The organism is Gemmatimonadota bacterium, assembly GCA_009838645.1.
GTDB lineage: Bacteria > JAAXHH01 > JAAXHH01 > JAAXHH01 > JAAXHH01 > JAAXHH01.
On record VXRC01000008.1, the window covers coordinates 1 to 21924 of the forward strand.

Sequence of the window (21924 nt, forward strand, 5' to 3'; positions counted from 1 at the left end):
TTTGGTCGTGTGTAGCGTTTGTGTGGTCAGCCGCGCCTGGCTGTGCGGGTGACGGGGTCGATGGTTGAGGCGACCATGGGAGGTGGGGCGAAGGCGGCGAGGGTGGAGGAGAACATGGGAGGGGCGGCGAAGGTGAGCACGGATCGGTAGGAGAAGGGAACGAAGAACACGGCGGAAGCGGTGAAGGCGGCGAGGGCGCTGGCGAGCACGGAGAGAATGGTGAGGGCAGTGAGGGCGGAGGAGAACACGATTCGGGAGGATAACGGAAGTATATGGAGGTAAAACCCTAATGCGACCAACGCCAGCGGACCCGGGCATAAATCAAGTTCCGCTCCTCACCAGTAGCCAAATCGCCCAATTCAAGCGTGACGGATTCCTCGTGCTGCCCGGCGTGCTCGATCCTGAACTTTGCCGCCAGGCCAGGGAAGCGCTGTGGGATGCGGTGGAGACGCACCATCCTGCCATGAAGCGTGCCGATCCCTCAACCTGGGCGCCTTTCAACGACGAAGTAAGCGGCCAACTGAAGGCGAAGCGGCCCGAAATCGGCGGTGACCCCTATTTCTTCACCGAAGGCCACCGCTTCTATATCCGCAACGGCGCAGAGCCCTTCATGCTCGACCTGGCCCCCCGGGCCCTTTGGCAGGTCGCCGAGCAATTGCTTGGCCAGGGCACGGTGGTATGGCCGGCCGGAGCGGATGACTCGGGCATGACGACGGGGCCGTGCTTCATGTCCGACGACGTGGTGGGCGGGCTGGCCAGCCACGGGGTCGAAGCGACCGGGCGATGGTCCGAGAAGGGATCCTTCACCACGGAAAAAGCGCTGCGTCTGCCCAGGACGGGTCCGGTGTGGTCCACCGGGCAAGGGACACGCGGCCTGTACTGCACCCTGCCGGGCAGTCCGTCTCCCGGTCCGGACTACCGCGGCGCCCATACCGACGGCGCATGCTACGGCCGCGTCCGGTTTCAGGTTACCGCCTATGTCGACGACCTGCCGCCCGGCTCCGGCGGCTTCACGGTTTGGCCGGGAAGCCACAGCCGGATCTGGCGCGCGCAGTGGCAGGCCTTTCTCGAAGGCGCAAAGCATATGGACGAACACCTGGCGGGACGCAAGCCCGGCTACAACGATCCGGTAATTCAGCGCATCAAGCGCGATACCCAACCCGTCGATTGCCACGGCCCCGCAGGCACGGCGGTCCTGTGGCACACCAAAATCCTGCACATCGCCGGACAGAATACGTCGGCCGACGTCATCCGCCAGGCGACCATCTACGGCTTCCTAAAAACGCCGGAATCCCTGCCGGACTCGCTCATGACGGACCAAACCAACATGGATATCTGGAGGGATTGGTCTGATGAGGTGCGGGACGTTGATGAGGCGATTGCGTAGGGACCTGAATCGAGTAAACCAGGTACAGAATCTCCAATGAATTGAGATAAGTGTGATTTAATGTGCGGAGGATAACACACACAGTGTCAACATACGTTTCAATTGACCCCGAACTACTTGACAAAGCGCTCCAGGTCGGTGGGGAGAAAACCAAAAAGGAGACCGTCAACAAAGCCTTGAGGGAGTTCATCGCGCGACGGGAACAGGAACGGCTACTCGATATGTTCGGCAATTTCGACTGGGATGAAGTGTACAACTACAAGCGCGAGCGGATGCGACGTTGACTAAGTTCGCGGTCTATTGCTGTGTCATTTGAAAAAGTACCATGATTACTTCTTTACTGACTCTTCGTCTATCTCACGCAATATATCCCTTGCCACCTCCATTACCTCAACCGGCGCACGCACTTTTTCACCTAAGCGTATCCTAAGAGCTGCAATTAATGGTGTTAGAGTTTTTGCTTTCTGTTCGTCACTCACCAAAACATCCAGGATGGTTCTTTCAGACGTCCCGACTGCAACCATACTAACTACACCAGATTGCATCATGACCATCGAGTCGTCGTTTTCCGGATCGAATTCATTGTAAATTGACTTGAACAAGGTAGAAGAAGCATCCACATCTGACTTGTGATAAAGCGACTTAATTCTTATCCAGGAAGTAATAGTTTTTTCTGTTGTGTTTTTGCTTTCCTCGTCCTTAAGTCGTCTATCTGCATCGTCACACGTAAGTAATGCTTCATCATACTTTTTTAAGTCGATTAGGTAATACGCCATGGCTACTAAGGCTCTAACGACATGTGTTTGGACGACCTTCCTTTCAACTTTGCCGAAACGTTTTACTATGGATTTGAATGTTGTTACTGCCTCCGTATACTGACCTTGTTCGCCACGTACAAGTCCCTTGTTCAATAGTGCTCTTGCAACGGACGACTGGAGTTCGGTCGACGTGCTATCGCTGAAACGCTCGATGACGGAATCTAACGTGTCAACAGCTGCTTCGAAGTCGCCACTCTTGTTTTGTGAAACACCTTTGTTGTTCATCGCTTCGGCGACAACCGTCATAATCCCATCTTCCGAATCTTTTCCATATCGATTGACTACCTCATCGTAAGAAGTAATCTCTTCCTCGTTTCTACCAAGTTCCCTTTTAAGCATACCGCCATTTAGTAAAGCTTCGGCGACTACCTTCCGAATATGAGGGTCCGCGATATTTACGTAGCGACTGACGACTGCCTCTGTCGTTGCTAACGCAGCGTTCTGGTCGCCGAGATTGCCTTCCGATCTGCTCTTGTTGAGCATCGTTGTAGCAACGCATACACGCACTCTAGGTTCGGTGCTATCGCCAAACTGTTTTATTGTTTCGTCATATGATGCGATTGCAGCCTCGTATTCTCCTTTTCGGTCATAAATGTGACCGATGGCTATTGATGCTAAGGCGACGAGGATTTCGACGTCTGGAATCTTTATGCTTCCAAATTCTTCAACAATAGAAGCGTAAATGGGTATTGCATCATCAAATTTACCCAGATGATACAACAGGTTTCCTTCAGCCCACTTGGGGCTGACACGAAATAAAAGTTGCTGTCGCTGTGAAAGACCGGACAGTGAAGAATCTTGAGATGCCAAATTAGAAGGACCAGGTTCTGCAACAGTAGAAATCGCTTTATTGTAAAGATAGTCAAGGTGAGGGATTTCTGTTCTTGCCTTATCCAACCCCTCTCTAATAACCGGAAATTCTATGGCTTCTGTTCTAAATCCTTCGGCCAGTGTCGCAAGTTCTTGTTTGGTGTAAAACACCGCCATAAACCTTATCAGGTATTGCACGATGGCTGCTTCACCTTGTTCACGTCTGATTTTGTAGTAAATGCTGTATAGTCTCTCCGCGGCGGAGTACAAGCGCTTCCTACCTGTTCCATGACCCATTACCATTTCACGGTCGATCAGTCTGCCAAGAAGGCTGGAAACACTGCGAACATCCATACGTGCTCGTGCCGCGATCTCGCTGGTACTTGAAGGCTGCCATAGATCAATCGTGGCCAGATAGACGCGTCGCTCCGTTTGTGCCAGTGCTTCGAGATGACTGCGGAAATACTCGGTATGATCGTCTACGAGCCCCACCAGTTCTTCCATCAATTTACGCAACGAGCGATGTCCGGCGAACTCCGCGACGATGACAAGCAGGCGTGGGCTTCCTCCAGTAAGAATCTGTAGCGGGCGAATGCGGCGTTCAGACACACCATCGCCGCTGATTACCTGCCACAGCCTTTGGCAAGCTTCGGTATCCAACGGATTCAGGTCAAGTATCCGGAACAGTTCGAAGAAGGGTTCCCGTACGTCATCCAACCGCTCAAAACGCTTGGTGGCAGTACAAAGCAGGATGATCTGAGGTTCAGTCTGCAACGTCTCTCGCAACTGCCAGCCGAAGTTGTCGTCCACGGCATCACACAATGTCTGCATGTTCTCGATCATGAGAACGAGTTTTCGGCCCAAACGATCCGACGCATCTAGAACCGTGACTTTAGCCCGTTCCGCCAGGAATTCGCCCCGCCATTGACCGGCCAGATCGGCATGGGTGGCCAGTAACTCCCGGGAGAGGTCCTGATCAGTACGCGCGATCTCTTTTGAAAGATAGAAGAGCGTTTCAAGCCAGAAGTCGGCGATGTCGAATACCTCGTGACTTTCTTCCATGAATCGCACTGGCAGCATGCTCCGGGACAGTTCATTGTCAGCACGCAGCTCCGCGGCGACACGGGCTAACAGCATGGTCTTGCCTCTGCCTCGGGGTGCAATAAGAAGAACGTGCTGACAAGCAGGCGTTTCGATATTCCCGCGCAGCACATCAGTCACGATCCCCAGTTCAGGTTGTCGTACCACGAACTGTCTGATTACCTCTTCATCGGACTGAAATGTCCCTGGATTAAACTTTCGTATCGTACGGGCCTGGGCCGGACTCTTGGCTGTTTCTTCACTCATCGCGGTCACCTCATTCCTAGTGTTCCCTCACCCATCGCGGACCTGGCCACGTAGCTCGATAGGAACGTGATGATGACCAAACCGCGCGGCCCACCAGTCCTTCAGCAGGCACGATGGAAATTGGTAGCCTGCTTCGCGTGACTCCAGGTAACCGTCATGTTCGAGTATGTCGAGGACCTCCGAGATGCGATCAGGTGCGTCATCTACTAGCGGTAAGTATAGGTTGCCGAGTATTCGTTGTACTTCGGGAGTCAGGACTTCCTTCGTGGATGTTTCTGCCAGTACTTCCATAGCAATGGTGTGGTCCTGATCATCGCCCAAAGCATCCTTCAGGCGCGTTTCATAGTGAATAAGATCGTTTTGTCCGGCTGGTCCTAGAAGTACGTTTTTATATACGACTTCCACATCCAAAACAGACACCTGGTTTTTGCCCTGTAAGAGTGCGTGATCGGTCAGCCTGGCGAAAAACGACTGGACTTGATGCGGAATCCCTATTCCGAGTCGCTCATAAACAGCTTCTGCAACATCCGAATCGATCTTAAGTGTCGAATTGTCGGCGAGTCGAAACAGACACTCGATGGTGGCTTCACGGCTCCATGGGCCTAATCTAAATGGGTCGAGATAGTTAATGCGATCAGGTATGCCGAGTCGACGTACGAGTGGAGTCAGTCCAATACTACCGGATACCATGAGTACTAGCGATCCTCCACTAAAGTGTTGCAGCACTCCTCGCAGCCAACTCAGAAACTCGTCGACTTTCTGCCGGCCTCCCTCTGCATGGAGCATTCGTTTGAGAAAAATCGGCATTTCATCGACGACAAGGAATACCGGGTTTGCATGAGCAGCACAGTATCGAAGTAAACCGCCGCCATGTTCCTTCCAGTTCTTTTCGCTCAAACCGGCCCGTACTCTCAGCCGGAAATCAAAAGCACCGATTTCGTCAAAACTCTCGGTGAACCATCGCTGCATCGTTCGTGCAAATCGTGATGAGATCGAACGAATCGGGTGTACCGCTTCCGCAATATCCGAGATCACATCTTCCGGGCCAGTCGCACCTTCGACGTCAGCAAACAGAAACACCCATCCGTCTGCCTCAAGTCGACGCCCCAGTTCCCGTGCGATACTGGTCTTGCCCATACGACGCTGACCTGTCAGCAACACGTGGTTTCCATTCCGCACTCGCTGATCGAGTATGCGTAGTTCGTTTTCTCGATCAAAAAAGTCTTCACCACTCACCCATGGACCGGTAACAGATTTCATTTTAACTCCTGTTTTTTGTGATTTAGCCGACTGGGATTCGTGTAGTTTCTCCGATCAAGATATTAGTCAACAATTTTGTTGTCAACAGATTTGTTGAAATTATTGCAGATTGACTGAGTTTATGCTTACAGATTTTGCGTGGAGGTGATTCCATGATATAGACCACCGGAGAGTTTGACCTTGACATCCGACAGAGAATCGGGCATTGCTAAACATCATCGTGCACCCCAATTCGCATCGTATATTGTATAGTCGATCAAGCCAAAGTGTTTGTCGCACGGACTGAACGATCGGAGGCACAATGTCTACCGAGCAAGCCACGGATACCGACACAGACAAAGGGGACGCGTCGGCAATGGCCGTCGAGAATTCCACCACTTCCAGCCCCACCCCCGCCCCCATGACCGATGAGCTGAAGTTCTTCTTCGACCTGAAGGGCTGGATCCTCGTGCCCTCCGTACTGACGGAGACCGAGGTCGAGGAAATGAAGGCCGAGGTGTATGCCGCAGTTGAGCCGGACAACAAGGGCAAGAACAGCGGTTTTAAAAGGGGTTACCACGGCAAGTTGGCCGATCTGCTCGATCACCCGGCCGTGGTGGGCATTCTCAATGAGATCCTGACCGAGCCGCCCTTCGTGGGGGACGACCACTACGGTTTCCGCTGTGAAAACTCCTTCCTCATGGTGAGGGAACCCGGCTGGGAATCGACCGTCAAGGGCACCGGGTTGCCCCATGTCGTGCGTCCTCCCCAGCAGGCCAACGCCATGCGCTACCAGGTGCAGGGCGGCAAGATCTTCGCGGGACTCACCCGGGTGGTCTGGGAACTGGAGGAGGTCAAGGCAGGATACGGCGGCACTTCCTTTCTGAGCGGATCGCACAAGGCCCATTTCAATTATGGTGGCCCGGACCGGTACCGACCCAACATCAGCGATTCACCATGGGAGGAAAGTCTCTATGCCGCCATGGAGGATTACAGTTGTCCGCCGGGGTCGATGCTGGTCTTCACCGAGAGCCTCATCCACGCGGCGAACGACTGGACCAATCCGGACAACCGGCGCTGCGCGGTGTTCAACTGCTACAACTCGATCTGGGCGCAGTGGCACCGGCTCAACCTCGACCACGAGATCATCGACAAGATGCCTCCAAAGCGGCAGTCCCTCTTTCGCGGTACGTGGCAACTGGGGGGCGATGGGAACCGAACCTACTCGCTGGACAACCGGTCGGTGTAAACAGGCTCGACGAAACGTGTCGACCAGTGGCGCGTCCCACCGGGTTGATGGCCGGTGCAATCAGGAGTCGTAGATGACCGAAATCCCCGGAGGCCTGGACGCCGTCCCGCCACACCCCGCTGCCGTCCCGCGTAGTTCCGACCTGAAGATCACTGCCGTGGAGACCCTCATTCCCGACGATATCATGCCGGGGTTGATCCTGCTGCGGATCCACACCGACGCGGGCGCTGTCGGTCACGGTGAGACCTACTACGTCCCCCAGGCGGTGGCCGCCGTCATCCATGACTGGCTGGCCCGCCGGTTGCTGGGCAGCGACCCCCTGTCCATCGAACACCACTGGCGATTCTTCTACGAACGGTTCAGCGCGTTTGGCTCGCGGGGCGCCGAGATGCGGGCCCTCAGTGCCGTCGACCTGGCCCTCTGGGACCTTCTGGGACAGGCGAGCGGACTTCCCGTCTGGCAACTGCTGGGCGGAAAGGCCCGTGAGACTGTCCGGGTCTATAACAGCTGCGGCGGTCCGACGTATGGGCGCCGTCCGCCGGTTGCGCCTTCCGAGCAGGGCTGGCCTGGCCACGGCGACATCGGTAAACCCGGTCCGCTGGAAGACAACTGGGCCGCCCACCACGCCGCGGGCGACCTGGCGGAGGAACTGGTGGCGGAAGGCTACACGGGCATGAAGTTCTGGACCTTCGACCGCGCCTACCGGGCCCACGGCTCAAGCTATCTGCCCATGTCCACGGTCCGGGAATGCGTCAAGCCCCTGGAGGAGGTGCGCAAGCGCGTGGGCGACCGGATCGAGATCCTTCTGGACGGACACGGATTCTTTCAGCTTCCCGCCGCCCTGCGCATCGCCGAGGCCGTGCGGGACCTGAACCCGATGTGGCTCGAGGACGTTATGCGCCTGGACAACGTGGACACGCTCAGGGACTTCCGCGAAAAGTCGGGCGTGCCTCTGGCGGTCAGCGAAATGTACATCAGCAGGGAGGACTACCGCCACGTGCTGGAGAGAAACGCCGCCGACTACCTCATGGTCGATCCCACCTGGGTGGGCGGCATCAGCGAGACGCGGCGGCTGGCCGAGATGGCCCAGGGCTACAACATCCCGGCGGCCATGCATGACTGTACGGGACCGCTTACGCTGTTCGCCGGTATCCACGTCGCCACGGCCGTGCCCAACGTCGTCATCCAGGAGTCCGTCCGGGCTCACATCAGGACCTTCTACGATCTGCTCATCGAGCCCAACATCGTCGTGGATCACGGCTTTGCGCGACCGCCGGAGGGGCCGGGCCTGGGTACCCGCCTGCGGCCGGACCTCTTCGACCCGGGGCATCCTGGATACCGGATCAGCAAGGCGTACTAATGGCGGAACCATGTTAAAGGTCGACCTACTTGAAGCGAACGAGATCGAGCGGACCGCCGCGATTTTCCACCGGGACGGCTTCGTCTGCGTCGCGAATCCCCTGGACGAGGAGCAGTTCGCCCTTATCCGGTCGGGCGCCGAGCGCGTGATGGCGGAGCAGGAAGCCGAGTTCGGGCGCGAGAAAATGAACCGGGGCTACGCGCGCCACTCCTTCGGCAGCCAGATGCACAACTGGGAATGGTGCATCCTGATCGACCTGCCCACGATCCTGCCGATTATAGACGCGATCTGGAGGAGCGACGACTATACCTGCACGGGCGCGGGCGGCGACTATTCCCTGCCCGGCGCGAAGATCCAGCACCTGCACTCCGATCGGAACGCCGACCTCTTCAACGATCCCCTGGGCCGGGTAACCCACCGGGACGTCCCGGCACCGTTCATCGTCATCAACTTCACTATGGTGGACTTCACCGTGGAGAACGGCGCCATCCGGTTCATTCCCGGCACCCACCGGTCCCGCGCGCCGATCCCTTCGCTCGAAGAGGAACCGGAATGGATGCGCACGAACCATCTCTGCGCGCCGGCGAATACGGCCGTCATCCGCGACGTGCGCTGCTGGCACGGAGGCACGGCGAACCATTCGGAAATGAAGCGGCCCATGACGAGCGTGGGCTACCATGCGCCTTGGCACCGGGCCGTCGAAGAGAAGTCTCTGCCGCGGGAGCACTACGACCGGCTGTCCACGCGGGGCCAGCGGCTGTGCAGGCATCTCGTGGAGAAGGGGTGAGTATGATTACCGGTCTCTTCCATATCCTTATCCTTCGGTATCCTTTTGTGGATGTAACGCCCGACCCATGAAAACCTGCGGCTGGGGTGTGTGGAAATTGTTGACAAAATGCATACATTGTACGATAATTGACGTATGGACATTGGCTTCGACTGGAGCACCGAAAAGAACCGGCGGCTCATTGAACAGCGGGGAATCTCGTTCGAGCGCGTTGTCGTTGCCATAGAACAAGGCGGTCTGGTGGACGTGCTCGAACACCCAAACCGGGACAGCTACCCGGACCAGTTAATCTACGCCGTGGAAATCGATAAATACATTCACCTCGTGCCTTTCGTGAAGCAGGCCGACGGCACTCACTTTCTGAAGACGATCATTCCCAGCCTGAAGGCAACGAGGGACTACAGAAGGAGACAGAAATCGTGAAGGACGAATTGAGTGCAGAAGAGCGCGATGTGCTTGATCGATTCGAAAGGGACGAGTTGCGCACCGCCCCCGATGCCGAACGGGAGATCAAGGCCGCCCGGCAGGCGGCTCGCAATACGTTCAATAAAACCAAACGGGTGAATCTCCGGGTGACCGAGCGTGACTTCAATCTTGCACACGCGCGGGCCAGGGAAGAGGGGATACCCTATCAGACGCTGCTGTCCAGCGTCATCCACAAATACCTGTCCGGACGCCTTACAGAGAAGAAGTAGGGTGACGGGCTGTGTCCGCATTTACCCTCGACCAGCTTAAACACCGATTCCCGTCACCTGTGAATAACCAGGCATTTTCATGTCCGGCCTTTCTCTCGTCCGGCCGTCCTTATTCGCCAGCCAATTTCCTATTCGTTATTACTAATTTAGTATCTATTAGTAGTAAGTTAGTAGTTAGATACACCGTCACGATTCTCTGATGTGGTCATTATCGAACCGGACCAATAAAACATGACGGAAGCTACTAAAACCACATTCTCTACGTTGCGGTGCTGCCTGCGAACGTTATATTACGTGGTCGTCGATATCACGTCGTCGATACCGCAGTCAACACTGTGGATGAACTCATGGGACGGGACCCCAGGATAGTTCACCGATGAAAAAGACCCTGTTGATGGCCACTGCGGCAGCGTGGTGGTGCCTCGTAGCAGCAGCGATACATTCCCCGCCAGCAGCAAACGCCCAATCCGACGCCCGGTCCAGTGCTCAGACCGAAGTCCAGCCCAGCGCGCAGGTCGACATCCGGGCCGACGCCCAGGTGACCGAGCATCGGCTTACCCTTTTCCACACCAACGATTTGCGGGGCAATATCTACTCCGAGGACGGCTTTGACGAGGCGGATCTGGCGGAGAATCAGGGTTGGGAAAACGCAGTGAACCGAGGCGGCCTGGCCGCACTCGTGTCGATGATCCGTGCCGATGCTGGCGCCGGCGGCGCTTCGACCCTGGTCCTGGACGGTGGAAACGCAATGGGCGCGACGCCCGCCTGCGACGTGGACGGTTGCCGCACGTTGTTTCAACTTATGGACATGGGGGGATACGACGCCATGGTGGTAGGCGGACACGAGTTCGCCTACGGACCCGACACGCTCGTGTCCCGGGCAGACCAGGCGGACTTCCCACTGTTGGGCGCCAACCTGGAGATTGGCGACTCGGTCGACGGGAATGGCGACCCGGTCTATGAGGCCATCGCTCCGTTTCTGCTGACTCAAAGAAGTGGATTGCAGATCGCCGTCATGGGGCTCGTCTCGTCCCGGATGGCTGACGATCTTTCATCTGTGGATCCCGCAGCCCTGGATATCCAGGATCCACGGGAGTCGCTCGAATCACTCCTGGCCGGTCCCGCGGGCCGCGCGGATGTACGCATCGCGCTGGTCAACATGAACATGAACGAGGCAAGGGACCTCGCATTGGCCTTTCCACAGGTACAGTTGTTCATCGCGGGAGGCACGGCTGCCGGTCCCGAACCGCGACCGGCGGAGCATGTGGTCCGGTTCGTCGATGGCAGATACCTGGTTACTACACCGGGACGGGGGACCCATTTGGGCAGGCTCGAAGTCACCTTCCGCCGGGAAGGCGGCATGACGGCCATTTCCAGTCTCAGTCCGGTCCTGGTACCCGCCGATACGTCCCTGCTTCCAAACCTCGCGACCGCGACCGGTTCAGCCGATCCATCCGGTCCCACGGCATCGGTTCCTTCGTCCGCGCTATTCGATGTCACGGGATCGGTTCCGTCGTCCGCGCCGCTGGATTCCGCGGTATCGGCGGTCGTCGCCAGGCACAGGGAAACCGTGCGCATGATTTATGACGTCCGGATCGGGAGGACCCGTGAACCCATCGAGGATACCGGGTCCTGGATCGCCGACCTGACGCGCACGAAACTGGCGGCCGACGTCGCCGCGGTCGACCGGCACGCCCTCAGGCCCATACGTCTGGACGGGGAGGTCCGCTTGCGAACGGTTACCCGGCTGGTCCGCGACAACGACGTGCTCGTCCGCGTTTCCGTGTCGGGACGGCAGTTGCGGGCATGGACCGGCAGGCTGCCGCGGGCACACGACGTGGTCTTCGCGGGGTACGATGTGGAGACCGGCGCCGTTGACGGACAGCCGCTGAATCAGGGCAGGACGTACGTGGTGGCCGTCCCGATGATCCTCGCGGACCCGGCCCTGATCCGGGAGGCCAGGGATTTCCGCATTTTGCGCGATTACGGTACACGCATCGGACTGAGGGAACTGGTGATGGCTCATGTACGGGGCAACGAAACCCTTGACCGATGGGAGGGCATCCGGCGCGGGCCGCGAAGTGTGATGGAGGGCAGCACGAGGTTAAACGGCTCCCTGTCGCAGACTACGCTGGAGGGGCCTGCCGACAAGTACAGCCGCGATCCGTTCCTGAGCGGCGAGGAATCGCTGACCTGGCTCGTTCGTGTTGCACATCAGTCCACCCGGTACACCCCGGTGGGATCGATTTCGGCCCTGTTGAGGACGGGCTACGGCAGGCTGAACAGTAACGGAAGCCAACGGGAGGCCGTGGACCGGATCGACGGCGAACTGCTCTACTCGCTGCCGTCTTTGCCATTGTCCCAATTCGTCGGACTGGACGTCAACACGGTATGGACGGGTGACGAAGGACAGAAGCACCCCGTCGTGTTTCGGTTCAAGGGAGGCCTTAGGACGGAACTGGGTTCCCAGGCGAACGTCCGGGTCGGCCTTGCCCTGGAAAGAGACCGGGTCACCGCGATGAACGTCGTGGGCGTCGAGGTGGCGCCCGAGTTCCGGACATCCCTGCTTCCAGGCAATACCCTGTCGTCGCAGGCCCGGGTTTTCTGGGGCACCGGGCGGCGCCAGACCATGTCCGTCCAGCACTTCAACCACCTGCGTTTCCGCCTGCTGGACGATCTTGCCGCCACGCTCGACGCGAACATCTTCCTGCACCGGGACAGCGACATCGACCGGGCGGCCGTCAAGTTCGAACTCCAGGTCGGCCTGGGTTACGATTGGCGCTACTACCGGTGAGTGTGGAAGTGCCCGCGCTGAACCTTCCCGCCACCCCTACCGCTCCCACGTCCTCTTCTTATCATCCGCACAGGTGATGGTCAGCGCGGGTCCCAGCCTGTCGATACTCAGGCGCAGACTGTCGCCGTCCTGCACGGGACTGAGGGCGTAGTGGTGCGTGCCTGTCGAGACGACATCGCCGGGCTCGAGGGTGACCACGGCGGTCACTTCGGCCAGGAGTTCGGGGATGTGCCGGGCCATCTCGCCGGTGGAGAAGTCGTGCTTGAGGTTTCCGTTGATCCACATCTTCGCGGGCAGGTCGTTGGCGTCGCCTACTTCGTCCGCCGTGACCAGCGCCGGGCCCATCGGGCCGAAGGTGTGCCAGCTCTTGCCGAGGAAGAATCCGCCGGGCAGGCCGCGGGCCGAGACGTCTATGAACTGGGTGTAACCGAAAATGTGGTTCAGGGCCTTGTCCGCACTGAGCTTGCTCGCTCGCTTGCCGATGACGATCGCGAGTTCGGGCTCGAAGTGGAAGACCGAGGCATCCGTGTCGGGCAGTTCCACGACCGCATCCTGGCCCATGACGGACGTGTTGGATTTAAGGAAAGCGTTGAAGGTCTCCTTCGTGGGGTGATCCGGCTCGATGTAGTTCCCCGCGAGGCAGAGCAGTTGTCCCGGTCGCGGTAACGGCGCCCTCAAGCTGACCGAGGAGAGGGGCGTTCCGGCCTGTCCCCGCGCGGCCTCGGCGATTCGGGCGCCATAGGTGTCCCAGCCGCTGATGACCGCTTCTATCTGCCCCTGGGGGTTGGACGCTCCGGCACTTGAAACGGCGGCGGAAACATCGATGATTGCGTCGTTCTCGATGACGCCCAGGGTGTAATCGTCGTAGTATGCCAGCTTCACATCGTCCTCCCGTCTGCGGATGAATGCGCAATCTCATTTGAAATGGCGTACAGAAGTATCGCGTTCATAAAACACCGCGTCCATAACTTCTGCGTTCATTAAACAACGTTTTGGTCTTGAAATGGCCGAATTAATATAACCGGACCCGGTGTTCCGTCAACTCCATTAAAACGTATACCGCACCCCGGCCTGGACCTGCCAGCGGGATGAGAGGTTGGTGGTCTGGAACACGTCTTCGCGGTCGACCCTTCCGTCTTCGTTGGCGTCCCGGACCCGGAGGTCCAAGTCCGGCCTGCCCTGTTCGTCGTACCCGTCGAAATTGAACAGGCTCGCGGCGTCAAACCGCACGTAGCGGCTTTGTCCCCATTCGCTGTTGATCAGGTTGGCCAGGTTCAGCACGTCCAGCGTCAATTCGAAGTGCTGGTTCCGTACGGAGGGCAGTTGCTGTATCAGGCGCAGGTCCAGCCGGTTCCGCCACGGCGAACGGCTCGCGTTGCGCCGGACGATGCCGCCTCGGGCCGCGCGCAGCGTGGGGTCGGAATCGATGAAGGCGTCGATCGCCCGCCATTCGTCGTCGGTGACCTCCGCGCTCAAGTCGCCCTTGCTCGCGGGGATGTAAGCGAGGTCGTTGCCCCGGATGCCGTCTCCGTTCACGTCGTCGGCATACATGTAACTGTACGGATCTCCCGCGCTGCCTTCGTAGAAGACGGAGACCGTCGTGGCGAGCCCCTGGCCGATCTCGAACTTCCAGGAACCGCTGGCCAGGACCCGGTGCCGGACCTCGAAATCGGACGTGGCGGTCGTCTCGCCGTTGGGGTCGTCGGTCTCGTTGTACTGCCAGTTGGAGATGGCGCGGCTCGACCGCCCACTGTTGATGTCCTCCGCGTCCTGGAACACGTACGCCACGCTTCCGAAGAGTCCGGGGAGGAAAGCGGTATTCTGTCCCTTGCGCAGCCGCAGCGTCAGGTTGAACTGGCGGCCCCTGTCCGTGTTCTCTAGGAGGATGACGTTGGTGAAATCTCCGCTGACCTTTCGGCCGCCGTAATCGGGCCGTCCGTCCGGCGTCAAACCGGTCGGCCTGCCGGCGTCCCCGATGTTGAGGTTGCGGAACCGGACGTCGTCGAGGTTCCGGGCCAGCAGGACTTCCACGGTACCGACCAGGTCCAGGGGCAGCCGACGATCGAGGGCGAGGTTGGTGCGGAAGACCCGGGGCAGCCGGAACGCCGGATCGATGACGTTGACCTCCGTGGTCTGCGGCGCGGAGAGACCCCCGTCCAGCGGCAGCGGTTGCGCAAAGGGATCGGCAACGAACGCAGGGACGTCCTGGTCGCGGAAGGTGGCGAGATCGATGCGGGTGAAGTCCACACCGGTGTTGCTGTAGGCGTTGGAAAGCCAGACGGCCGGCGGCAGTCCCGCGAAGACGCCGGCGCCGCCGCGGATCTGGGTCCCGCGGTCTCCTCCGGCGTCGATATTGAACCCGAAACGGGGAGACCAGAGCACCTGGCCGCCCGGTGTCCGGTCCGTCCGGTGGCCGGCGAACTGGCGGGCGAAACGGTCGTTGGCCAGCGGCTCGACCGGCAGGATCGGCACGTCGGCCCGCAGTCCGAAGTTCAGGCTGAACCGCGGACTGACTCTCCAGGCGTCCTGGGCGTAGAAACCCAGCTGCACGTAGTCCCAAGCGGCGCGTGGCTGTTCGACGCCGGGCACGCTGGAACGGCTCAGGAGGTAACGGACAGGCGTGCCTTGCTCGAAAGCCTCGATACTGTCGAACTCGTAGGCCCCGTAGTAGTCCTGTATGAACAGGTTGTCGAAGGAGACGAACTCGTTGTGGGTGCCGATCGTTATGGTGTGATCCGCCCTGAACAGGTGGAGGTCGTTGGTGAACTCGAAGGTGTCCTGATCCAGCGTGTTGGCCTGGGAGAACCGCTCCACGCCGAGCCGGACCTCGCCGAGGAACGCGCCGCCCGGTTCCTCGAGATCGATCCGGACCTGGGGAAAGGAAGCGGACAGCGGCGACCGCTTGTCCCGCACGCGGCTGTAGGATATGCGCGCTTCATTGGCCAGGCTGCCGGAGAAGGTGCTGTTGAGCTGCACGACCGACGACTGGGTGACGTTGTCGCGCTTGAACTGGTTGCTGGTCAGCGTGAAGAGGGTGCGTCCCCGGCTCAGCCCGTCGTCCAGGTCGCCGTTCACCAGGTTGTGGCGCAGGGTGAGACGGTGCCCGGGTGACAGGTTGACGTCCAGTCGCGCGAAGATCTTTTCGTTTCGCGTATCCTGCGAGAAAGGGTCGTAACCGCCGGCGTCGTAACCGTACCTCTCGCGGGCGATGTCCACGATCCGCTGCAGATCGGCCGAGCCCGCCCCGAAGCGGATGGGCTGGCCCGAGTCTGCAGGGCCCGCGCTCGACGGACTCGAACGGCGCCGCAGCTCTCCATTGACGAAGAAGAACGCCCGGTTCCTGGATACCGGGCCGCCGAGCCTGAATCCGAGCTGGTAGTCGGTAAAGTCCCCGAATTCGTCCCCGTCCAGGTCGCCCACCAGGGATTCGTTCCGGCCGAACCAGTACAAAGAACCCCGGAAGCGGTTCGTTCCGCTACGCGTCACCGCGTTGATGAGTCCTCCCGCGAAACCGCCGGAGCGCACGTCAAAGGGCGCCACCTGTACCTGGAATTCCTCTATGGCGTCCAGGCTGATCGGCTGGGCGTCCACCTGGCCCGTGGGCAGCCCCTCGCCCGTCAGGCCGAAGGCGTCGTTCAGCACCGCGCCGTCCACCTGGAAGTTGTTCAGGCGGTTGTTCTTGCCCGCGATGCTCTGCCCGCCCGCCTTCGACGCCGCCTCGGGCGCCAGTCGTGTGTAGTCCTGGATGCTCCGCGCGATCGAGGGCAGCCGGGCGATCTCGATCGCCGAAACATGGGTCTCGGTACCGGTGTTCGACGCATTGAGCACCTCGTCCCGATGGGCCGTTACGGTGATTTCCCCCGCCTCGATGAGGTCCCTGTTCAGCCGGAAATCCGCCCGCAGGCTCTGGCCCATGGTCAGCAAAATGTCCTGCCGGACGGCGGTGCGGTAGCCGATGTAGCTGACCCTGATCTCGTACGGGCCGCCGGTCCTCAAGCCCGCGATGTTGTACCGTCCGTCGGCACGGGAGAAGATGCCGGCGGAGACGCCCGTGGGCTCATGCAGGGCGACCACGGTGGCGTCGGGAAGCGGTGCGCCGGTGTCATCCAGAATCCTGCCGTAGAGGGTCGCGGTCGTAATGCCCTGTGCGTAAACCGGGACCGGCTGGATCAGGACGGGGATAAGGGCCGGCAGGATCAGGACGAGGGACAGGATAGTCCGGTTCAGGAAACGCATGGACCGTAACCTCTTTTTTGCGATAAATCGTTTCACAATTTCAGGAACGTCGAATATAATACCCTTCAAGTACGAAAACGAAACGGAAACTTTCATTTAGGAGCCTGCCATGGCGCTCATGGAAATAGAACCCGGTCTCAAGATTGCGGGACAGATGTCTCCCGAACCTTCGCAGGAGGACCTGCAATTCGCCCGGCAACTGGGCATTGAATACGTCTGTCTCTGGACGGACGGCGAACACGCCAACTACGACTATTTCATGAGCCGCCGGGAGATCTACGAGGAAGCCGGCATCAAGATCTACGGGTTCGGGAACAGCGACGTGCACAACCAGGACGCCATCGTGCTCAACCTGCCGAACCGGGACGCGAAGGTGGAACAGTACAAGCGGTACATCCGCGACCTCGGCAGGGCGGGCATTCCCTATACGACGTACGCCCACATGGGGAACGGGATCTGGAGCACGGAGCGGGAGACGACCCGCGGTGGCGCGCCGGCCCGGGGATTCGACCTGGCAAAGGCCGAAGAGGGCCACTGGGGCGGCCGGTTGTTCAGGATGCCGCTGACCCATGACCGGGTGTACAGCGAAGACGAAATCTGGGACAATTTCGCCCATTTCATCGGGGAAGTCGCGCCGGTCGCGGAGGAAGCGGGCGTCCGGATCGGCATCCATCCGGACGATCCTCCCCAGCCGGAGCTCGGCGGCATCCCGCGATGTATCTTCAGCAGTTTCGACGGATACTACCGGGCTATGGAAATCGCCGACAGCCCGAACGTGGGGCTCTGCTTCTGCATCGGATGCTGGCTAGAGGGCGGATCGTTGATGGGCAAGGGTGTGGAGGACGCGCTGCGCCATTTCGGCGATCAGGGCAAGGTCTTCAAGGTCCACTACCGGAACGTGGACCAGCCCCTGCCCCATTTCGTGGAGACTTTCATCGACAATGGCTACTTCGACATGTACCAGGCCGCGCGGGTCCTGGAGGAATCCGGTTTCTACGGAGTCATGATCCCCGATCACATTCCAGAGATGGCGGGAGACGGCCGGATCGGCTATGCCTACTCGATCGCCTACATGAAGGCGCATGCGGACCGGGCGAGAGCGGAGTGCGCCGCCGCGTAAGTGCACGGGCGGAGTGCGGCTGCTAAGTTGCACGGGCCGGCAGGACTTGTATGACCGCGCAAGCGAGATGCCTCGTTCCCGGCCTTGCCCTGGGAAGGACCGGCGCGCGTCATGAATGAACTGAACGATTTCCTCACCCACCTGCTCATCGAACGGGGTCTGTCGCCGAACAGCCACGAGGCGTACCGCCGCGACCTGACCTCCTACAAGAACCACCTCGACCGGCGGGGGATCGCTGCCTTTTCGGACGCCACGCGCCAGGACGTCCAGGGATTCATCGCGTACCTGCGCCGGCGCGGGCTTGCGCCTTCGAGCATCGCGCGGCACGTCTCGGCGGTACGGATCTTCCACCGATTCCTCATCGGCGAGGGGCTGGCCACCGCCGATCCCACCGAGCACGTCCGGGTGCCCAAGCAGCCCCGCCGCCTCCCGGTCGTCCTGAGCCGGGAGGAAATCAGGACCTTGCTCGAACAACCCGATCACACGACGTCGCTGGGCCTGCGCGACCGGGCGATCCTCGAGTTCATGTACGCCACCGGCCTGCGCGCGTCCGAACTGCTGGATTTCAGGCGGCCCGATCTCCTCTTCGAAACCGGGCTGGCGCGCATCTTCGGGAAGGGCGGCAAAGAACGCCTGGTCCCCGTGGGCCGCCAGGCGATCAACGTGATCCGCAACTACCTGCATAAAGTACGCCCCGCCCTGGCCTCATCGAAGAGCGGCGAACTGCTCTTCCTGAACGCCCGCGGAGGCCGGCTGTCCCGCATGGGCCTGTGGAAGATCATGGATACCTACGTGGAACTGGCCGGGTTCGAGAAGAAAGTCAGTCCCCACACCCTGCGCCATTCCTTCGCCACCCATCTCCTGGAGGGGGGCGCCGATCTGCGCGCCGTCCAGGAAATGCTGGGCCACGTGGACATCGCCACGACGCAGATCTATACCAACGTGGACCGCGAATACCTCAAGGACGTATACACCCGGTACCATCCGCGGGGGTGAAGGGCGGCTGCGCATTCTGGTCGGTCCGGACGGCCCGGTCAACCGCGAAAACCTGATCAGTACGCCCGGATCGATCAGTCCGGTCAGTGTGGCCGGCCCGCCAGTCGGTCATTTCGATTGGCGCCTGAGGAGGATGACGGTCCTGCTGCCCGCCAGGGCCGCCGCGACGACGGCCAGCAAGCAGCAGAGGAGGGCGAACACGTCGCCGTAACGGGTGTAGAACGTAAGCCCGCCCCGGTACGGATGCACGTTTTCGACGGTGGTCGTGGCGACCAGCATGGGCGTGGCGCCATAGACGGCGCCTGTGGCGGAGATGAATCCCGATATCCCCGTGTTCGCCGCGCGGATGATCGGCGTGCCGTTTTCCACGGCGCGCAGCACCGCCATGGAGAAATGCTGGGCGGGCGCCGATGAGGTCCCGAACCAGGCATCGTTGGTCATGACCACGAGCACGTCGGCGCCGTTCAGCGGGAATCTACGGACCAGATCCGGGAAAATGGATTCGTAGCAGATGACCGTGCCGACACGCATATCCTGCCCGGTGAGCGGCATCACGGTCAGTTCGTCCCCGGGCGTGAGGTCTCCGATCGCGCCGGTCAATCCGGAAAGAAAGGAAAACAGACTAGGAAAAGGGAGATACTCGCCGAAGGGCACCAGGTGCATTTTGCTGTAGGAACTCACGATCCCCCGTTCGGGCAGGAGCAGGAAGGCACTGTTGTAGATGTCTTCTTCACCGGGCCGGTAGCCCAGCGCGCCGGTAAGCAGCGGAACCCCCGCCTCCTCGGCCAACGCATGCACCTGTTCGTTGTACTCTTCATAAGCCGGGCTCTCCAGCCAGAAGGTCATCGCCGTCTCTGGGAACACGATGAACTCCGGATCCCGGGGCAGTATCGACCGCGTCAGATCCCTATAGACATCCACGGTCCGCTGGACCTCCTCCTTCGACCACTTTATGCCCTGTTCCTTGCTGCCCTGGACGACAGCCACCTTCACCGGTGGGGTCATCCGCTCCAGGGCGCGGGCCTGCGAAATCGACCACCAGCCGTACCCCGTCGCGCCGATCAGGGCCAGCCAGGACAGCGCCATGGCGAACACCGGCGCGCGCCAGGCGGTGCGTTCGCGAAGGGCGATGAAGACCATGGCCAGCGTCGCGTTCAACAGCATGACCAGGAAGCTCACACCGTACACGCCCGTGTAGTTCGAAATCTGAATGACGGGAAGGACCAGGTACTGCGAGTAACCCAGCAGTTCCCAGGGGAACCCCGTGAAAACATAGGTCTGGATGTATTCCAGCGCCGTCCACAGGGCAGCCGCGAACAACGGGAAAAGGGGGGACTTCCAGTCGGCCCGCGCCGCATACAGACCGAAAATGAAGGCGTACAGGGCGACGACGAAGGCCACGCCTGCCATGCTGACCAGGCCCAGCGCCAGGTTCAGGCCGCCGTAATTCATGACCGTTTCCCGGATCCAGTACACCTTGGCGACGCCTGAAACGAAGGCGAAAACCAGGGCGATCAAAGCCACCCTGGTCGAGGACCCGTTTCGACCGGCGTCGTGCAACGCGACCATGACCGGCACGAAAGCGACCCAGGCCAGGGGCCACCAGTCGAAATCGGGTATGCTCAGGTAGATGAACAGGGCGGAGCAAAGGGCGAGCCCGAGCCCGGCGATGGGCGTTGTGACGTGGAGGCGCTGCAGCAGGACCATGGAGGTCGTCTCATGTGGGATTCACGGGTCGTTTTACGTGACTGAAATCAACACGCATTCCGGTAGGCTGTCAACTTAAAGAAGTGGCACAAAGCCGGTATGCCGGCGCCAAATAGGTTGACCGTGCGCCGTACCGGCATCTACATTTTCAGCCGTCTCCCGGCCGGTGTTTCCCGGCCGGACCCAACCGCTGCCGTGAAGACCTTGCCGGCTTTTCCGGCGGCAGGCACCGGATCGACCATATTTCAGCTGTCAGGTTGACAGACAACAGGCAGGATAACAGGGAGTCTCTGCGCTTGGACGCCTTGCGAATGGCCGTAATCGGCGTCGGACGGCTCGGTGAAGCACACGCCCGGGTGCTGGCGGGCATGCCCGGCGTAAGGCTTGCCGGCGTGTACGACGTTCGCGAGAAAAGAGCGGAAGAGGTTGCCCGCCGCTACGGCACGACTGCGCTCGAAAGCCTGTCACGCGTCGCGGAAGAAGCCGACGCGGCCACCGTGGTCGTGCCCACCACCGCACATTGCGAGGTGGCGTCGTACACTCTTGCGGAGGGCCTGCACACCTTCGTGGAGAAACCGATCACCGCGACCGTACCGGAAGCCGACCGGCTGATCGATCTGTCGGAGTCCCGGAACCTCGTGCTTCAAGTCGGACACATCGAGCGGTTCAACGGTGCCTACCGGGCCCTCGACGGCATGGACATTTCCCCCGGGTTCATCGAAGCGCATCGCCTGGCCTCCTTCGACCCCAGGGGCACGGACGTCTCCGTCGTCCACGACCTCATGATCCACGACATCGATCTCATCCTGCGTCTCGTCCAGTCGGACCTGGCGTCCGTGGACGCCACGGGCGTCGCCGTGATTTCCGACCAGGTGGACATCGCCAACGCCCGAATGCGATTCGCCGATGGGTGCGTGGCCAACGTCACGGCCAGCCGCATTTCGCTCAAGAAAATGCGCAAAATGCGGATCTTTCAGCGCGATCATTACGTTTCGATGGACTTCCTGGCGGGCGAAAGCGAGATTTACCGGTTGGTCGACGATCCCGGACGGGCCGGAGCACGGGGATTGAAGATCCCGATCAACACCGGCGATGGACGGGTCCGCCATATCACGCGGCAGAAGACCTCGAAGGACCGGAGCGAGCCGCTCGAATCCGAACTCGCCTCCTTCGTCGCGGCGGTGCGCGGCGATGCGCCGGCGCCGGTGACCGGTTTCGACGGCCGGGAGGCCCTTCGCGTCTCCCTGGCGGTCATCGAACAGATCGAAACCAACAGCCGGTAAGGCCGACAGGCCGCTCGGCATCTTCGCGCATAGAGGAAGCGAAGCCCGCACCGGCCGGCAGACCGGACGAGTAATAACAAGGAGGCCCAGCTCCAG

The 21924-nt window shown here is 60.2% G+C and carries 17 protein-coding genes; 11 read left to right on the forward strand and 6 right to left on the reverse strand.

All coding sequences use genetic code 11. From position 1 onward, the window contains the following. Positions 1 to 26: 26 nt before the first annotated feature. Positions 27 to 248 carry a hypothetical protein gene (locus F4Y38_02975; GenBank protein MXY48244.1) on the reverse strand — a complete coding sequence of 74 codons (222 nt, stop codon included), beginning with the start codon at positions 246 to 248 and terminating at the stop codon, positions 27 to 29. 41 nt (positions 249 to 289) lie between these two features. Here F4Y38_02975 and F4Y38_02980 point away from each other — a divergent pair, with 41 nt between their 5' ends. Next, the gene (locus F4Y38_02980; protein ID MXY48245.1) at positions 290 to 1387 is read left to right on the forward strand and encodes a phytanoyl-CoA dioxygenase family protein; all 1098 of its coding nucleotides are present in this window, start codon (positions 290 to 292) and stop codon (positions 1385 to 1387) included. A gap of 83 nt (positions 1388 to 1470) precedes the next feature. Next, positions 1471 to 1671 carry a type II toxin-antitoxin system VapB family antitoxin gene (locus tag F4Y38_02985; protein MXY48246.1) on the forward strand — a complete coding sequence of 67 codons (201 nt, stop codon included), beginning with the start codon at positions 1471 to 1473 and terminating at the stop codon, positions 1669 to 1671. 45 nt (positions 1672 to 1716) lie between these two features. On the opposite strand, the gene F4Y38_02990 is transcribed toward F4Y38_02985, so the two are convergent. Continuing rightward, positions 1717 to 4362 carry a tetratricopeptide repeat protein gene (locus F4Y38_02990; GenBank protein MXY48247.1) on the reverse strand — a complete coding sequence of 882 codons (2646 nt, stop codon included), beginning with the start codon at positions 4360 to 4362 and terminating at the stop codon, positions 1717 to 1719. A gap of 27 nt (positions 4363 to 4389) precedes the next feature. Continuing rightward, positions 4390 to 5622, reverse strand: coding sequence for an ATP-binding protein (locus F4Y38_02995; GenBank protein MXY48248.1), 1233 nt, complete (start codon positions 5620 to 5622; stop codon positions 4390 to 4392). A 301-nt stretch (positions 5623 to 5923) separates the two neighbouring features. Here F4Y38_02995 and F4Y38_03000 point away from each other — a divergent pair, with 301 nt between their 5' ends. The 6 genes from F4Y38_03000 (at position 5924) to F4Y38_03025 (ending at position 12486) form a co-directional block, all read left to right on the forward strand. After that, a complete protein-coding gene (locus tag F4Y38_03000) occupies positions 5924 to 6850 on the forward strand; it encodes a phytanoyl-CoA dioxygenase family protein (GenBank protein ID MXY48249.1) in 927 nt (308 codons plus the stop codon). A 73-nt stretch (positions 6851 to 6923) separates the two neighbouring features. Next, complete coding sequence (locus F4Y38_03005; GenBank protein MXY48250.1) at positions 6924 to 8210, forward strand: mandelate racemase/muconate lactonizing enzyme family protein; 1287 nt, start codon at positions 6924 to 6926, stop codon at positions 8208 to 8210. Positions 8211 to 8220: 10 nt separating this feature from the next. Next, a complete protein-coding gene (locus F4Y38_03010) occupies positions 8221 to 8997 on the forward strand; it encodes a phytanoyl-CoA dioxygenase family protein (GenBank protein MXY48251.1) in 777 nt (258 codons plus the stop codon). A 141-nt stretch (positions 8998 to 9138) separates the two neighbouring features. Next, positions 9139 to 9420: a toxin gene (locus F4Y38_03015; GenBank protein ID MXY48252.1), complete on the forward strand. Its 282-nt coding sequence runs from the start codon at positions 9139 to 9141 to the stop codon at positions 9418 to 9420. Beyond that, positions 9414 to 9692 carry an antitoxin gene (locus tag F4Y38_03020; GenBank protein MXY48253.1) on the forward strand — a complete coding sequence of 93 codons (279 nt, stop codon included), beginning with the start codon at positions 9414 to 9416 and terminating at the stop codon, positions 9690 to 9692. Before F4Y38_03015 ends, F4Y38_03020 begins: the two co-directional genes overlap by 7 nt. A gap of 376 nt (positions 9693 to 10068) precedes the next feature. Continuing rightward, positions 10069 to 12486: a hypothetical protein gene (locus tag F4Y38_03025; protein ID MXY48254.1), complete on the forward strand. Its 2418-nt coding sequence runs from the start codon at positions 10069 to 10071 to the stop codon at positions 12484 to 12486. Positions 12487 to 12522: 36 nt separating this feature from the next. Here the strand turns inward: F4Y38_03025 and F4Y38_03030 are convergent, their stop codons facing one another. Further along, positions 12523 to 13389 carry a fumarylacetoacetate hydrolase family protein gene (locus F4Y38_03030; GenBank protein ID MXY48255.1) on the reverse strand — a complete coding sequence of 289 codons (867 nt, stop codon included), beginning with the start codon at positions 13387 to 13389 and terminating at the stop codon, positions 12523 to 12525. Between the two features lie 144 nt (positions 13390 to 13533). Then, the gene (locus F4Y38_03035; protein ID MXY48256.1) at positions 13534 to 16722 is read right to left on the reverse strand and encodes a TonB-dependent receptor; all 3189 of its coding nucleotides are present in this window, start codon (positions 16720 to 16722) and stop codon (positions 13534 to 13536) included. A gap of 109 nt (positions 16723 to 16831) precedes the next feature. On the opposite strand from F4Y38_03035, the gene F4Y38_03040 reads away from it, so the two are divergent. Together F4Y38_03040 and xerD are read left to right on the forward strand one after the other, a co-directional pair. Continuing rightward, positions 16832 to 17842, forward strand: coding sequence for a TIM barrel protein (locus F4Y38_03040; GenBank protein MXY48257.1), 1011 nt, complete (start codon positions 16832 to 16834; stop codon positions 17840 to 17842). A 111-nt stretch (positions 17843 to 17953) separates the two neighbouring features. Next, complete coding sequence (gene xerD, locus F4Y38_03045) at positions 17954 to 18838, forward strand: site-specific tyrosine recombinase XerD (protein ID MXY48258.1); 885 nt, start codon at positions 17954 to 17956, stop codon at positions 18836 to 18838. A gap of 108 nt (positions 18839 to 18946) precedes the next feature. Here xerD and lnt read toward each other — a convergent pair whose 3' ends face one another. After that, the gene (gene lnt / locus F4Y38_03050) at positions 18947 to 20545 is read right to left on the reverse strand and encodes an apolipoprotein N-acyltransferase (protein MXY48259.1); all 1599 of its coding nucleotides are present in this window, start codon (positions 20543 to 20545) and stop codon (positions 18947 to 18949) included. A gap of 296 nt (positions 20546 to 20841) precedes the next feature. Here lnt and F4Y38_03055 point away from each other — a divergent pair, with 296 nt between their 5' ends. Next, the gene (locus F4Y38_03055) at positions 20842 to 21828 is read left to right on the forward strand and encodes a Gfo/Idh/MocA family oxidoreductase (protein ID MXY48260.1); all 987 of its coding nucleotides are present in this window, start codon (positions 20842 to 20844) and stop codon (positions 21826 to 21828) included. Positions 21829 to 21924 lie beyond the last annotated feature (96 nt).

Excerpts from the sequence above, each read along its gene's own strand:
- F4Y38_02980 (MXY48245.1), top strand. The coding sequence starts at position 290 with ATGCGACCAACGCCAGCGGACCCGGGCATAAATCAAGTTCCGCTCCTC.
- F4Y38_02990 (MXY48247.1), bottom strand. The coding sequence starts at position 4,362 with ATGAGTGAAGAAACAGCCAAGAGTCCGGCCCAGGCCCGTACGATACGA.
- F4Y38_02995 (MXY48248.1), bottom strand. The coding sequence starts at position 5,622 with ATGAAATCTGTTACCGGTCCATGGGTGAGTGGTGAAGACTTTTTTGAT.
- F4Y38_03000 (MXY48249.1), top strand. The coding sequence starts at position 5,924 with ATGTCTACCGAGCAAGCCACGGATACCGACACAGACAAAGGGGACGCG.
- F4Y38_03005 (MXY48250.1), top strand. The coding sequence starts at position 6,924 with ATGACCGAAATCCCCGGAGGCCTGGACGCCGTCCCGCCACACCCCGCT.
- F4Y38_03010 (MXY48251.1), top strand. The coding sequence starts at position 8,221 with ATGTTAAAGGTCGACCTACTTGAAGCGAACGAGATCGAGCGGACCGCC.
- F4Y38_03025 (MXY48254.1), top strand. The coding sequence starts at position 10,069 with ATGAAAAAGACCCTGTTGATGGCCACTGCGGCAGCGTGGTGGTGCCTC.
- F4Y38_03035 (MXY48256.1), bottom strand. The coding sequence starts at position 16,722 with ATGCGTTTCCTGAACCGGACTATCCTGTCCCTCGTCCTGATCCTGCCG.
- F4Y38_03040 (MXY48257.1), top strand. The coding sequence starts at position 16,832 with ATGGCGCTCATGGAAATAGAACCCGGTCTCAAGATTGCGGGACAGATG.
- xerD (MXY48258.1), top strand. The coding sequence starts at position 17,954 with ATGAATGAACTGAACGATTTCCTCACCCACCTGCTCATCGAACGGGGT.
- lnt (MXY48259.1), bottom strand. The coding sequence starts at position 20,545 with ATGGTCCTGCTGCAGCGCCTCCACGTCACAACGCCCATCGCCGGGCTC.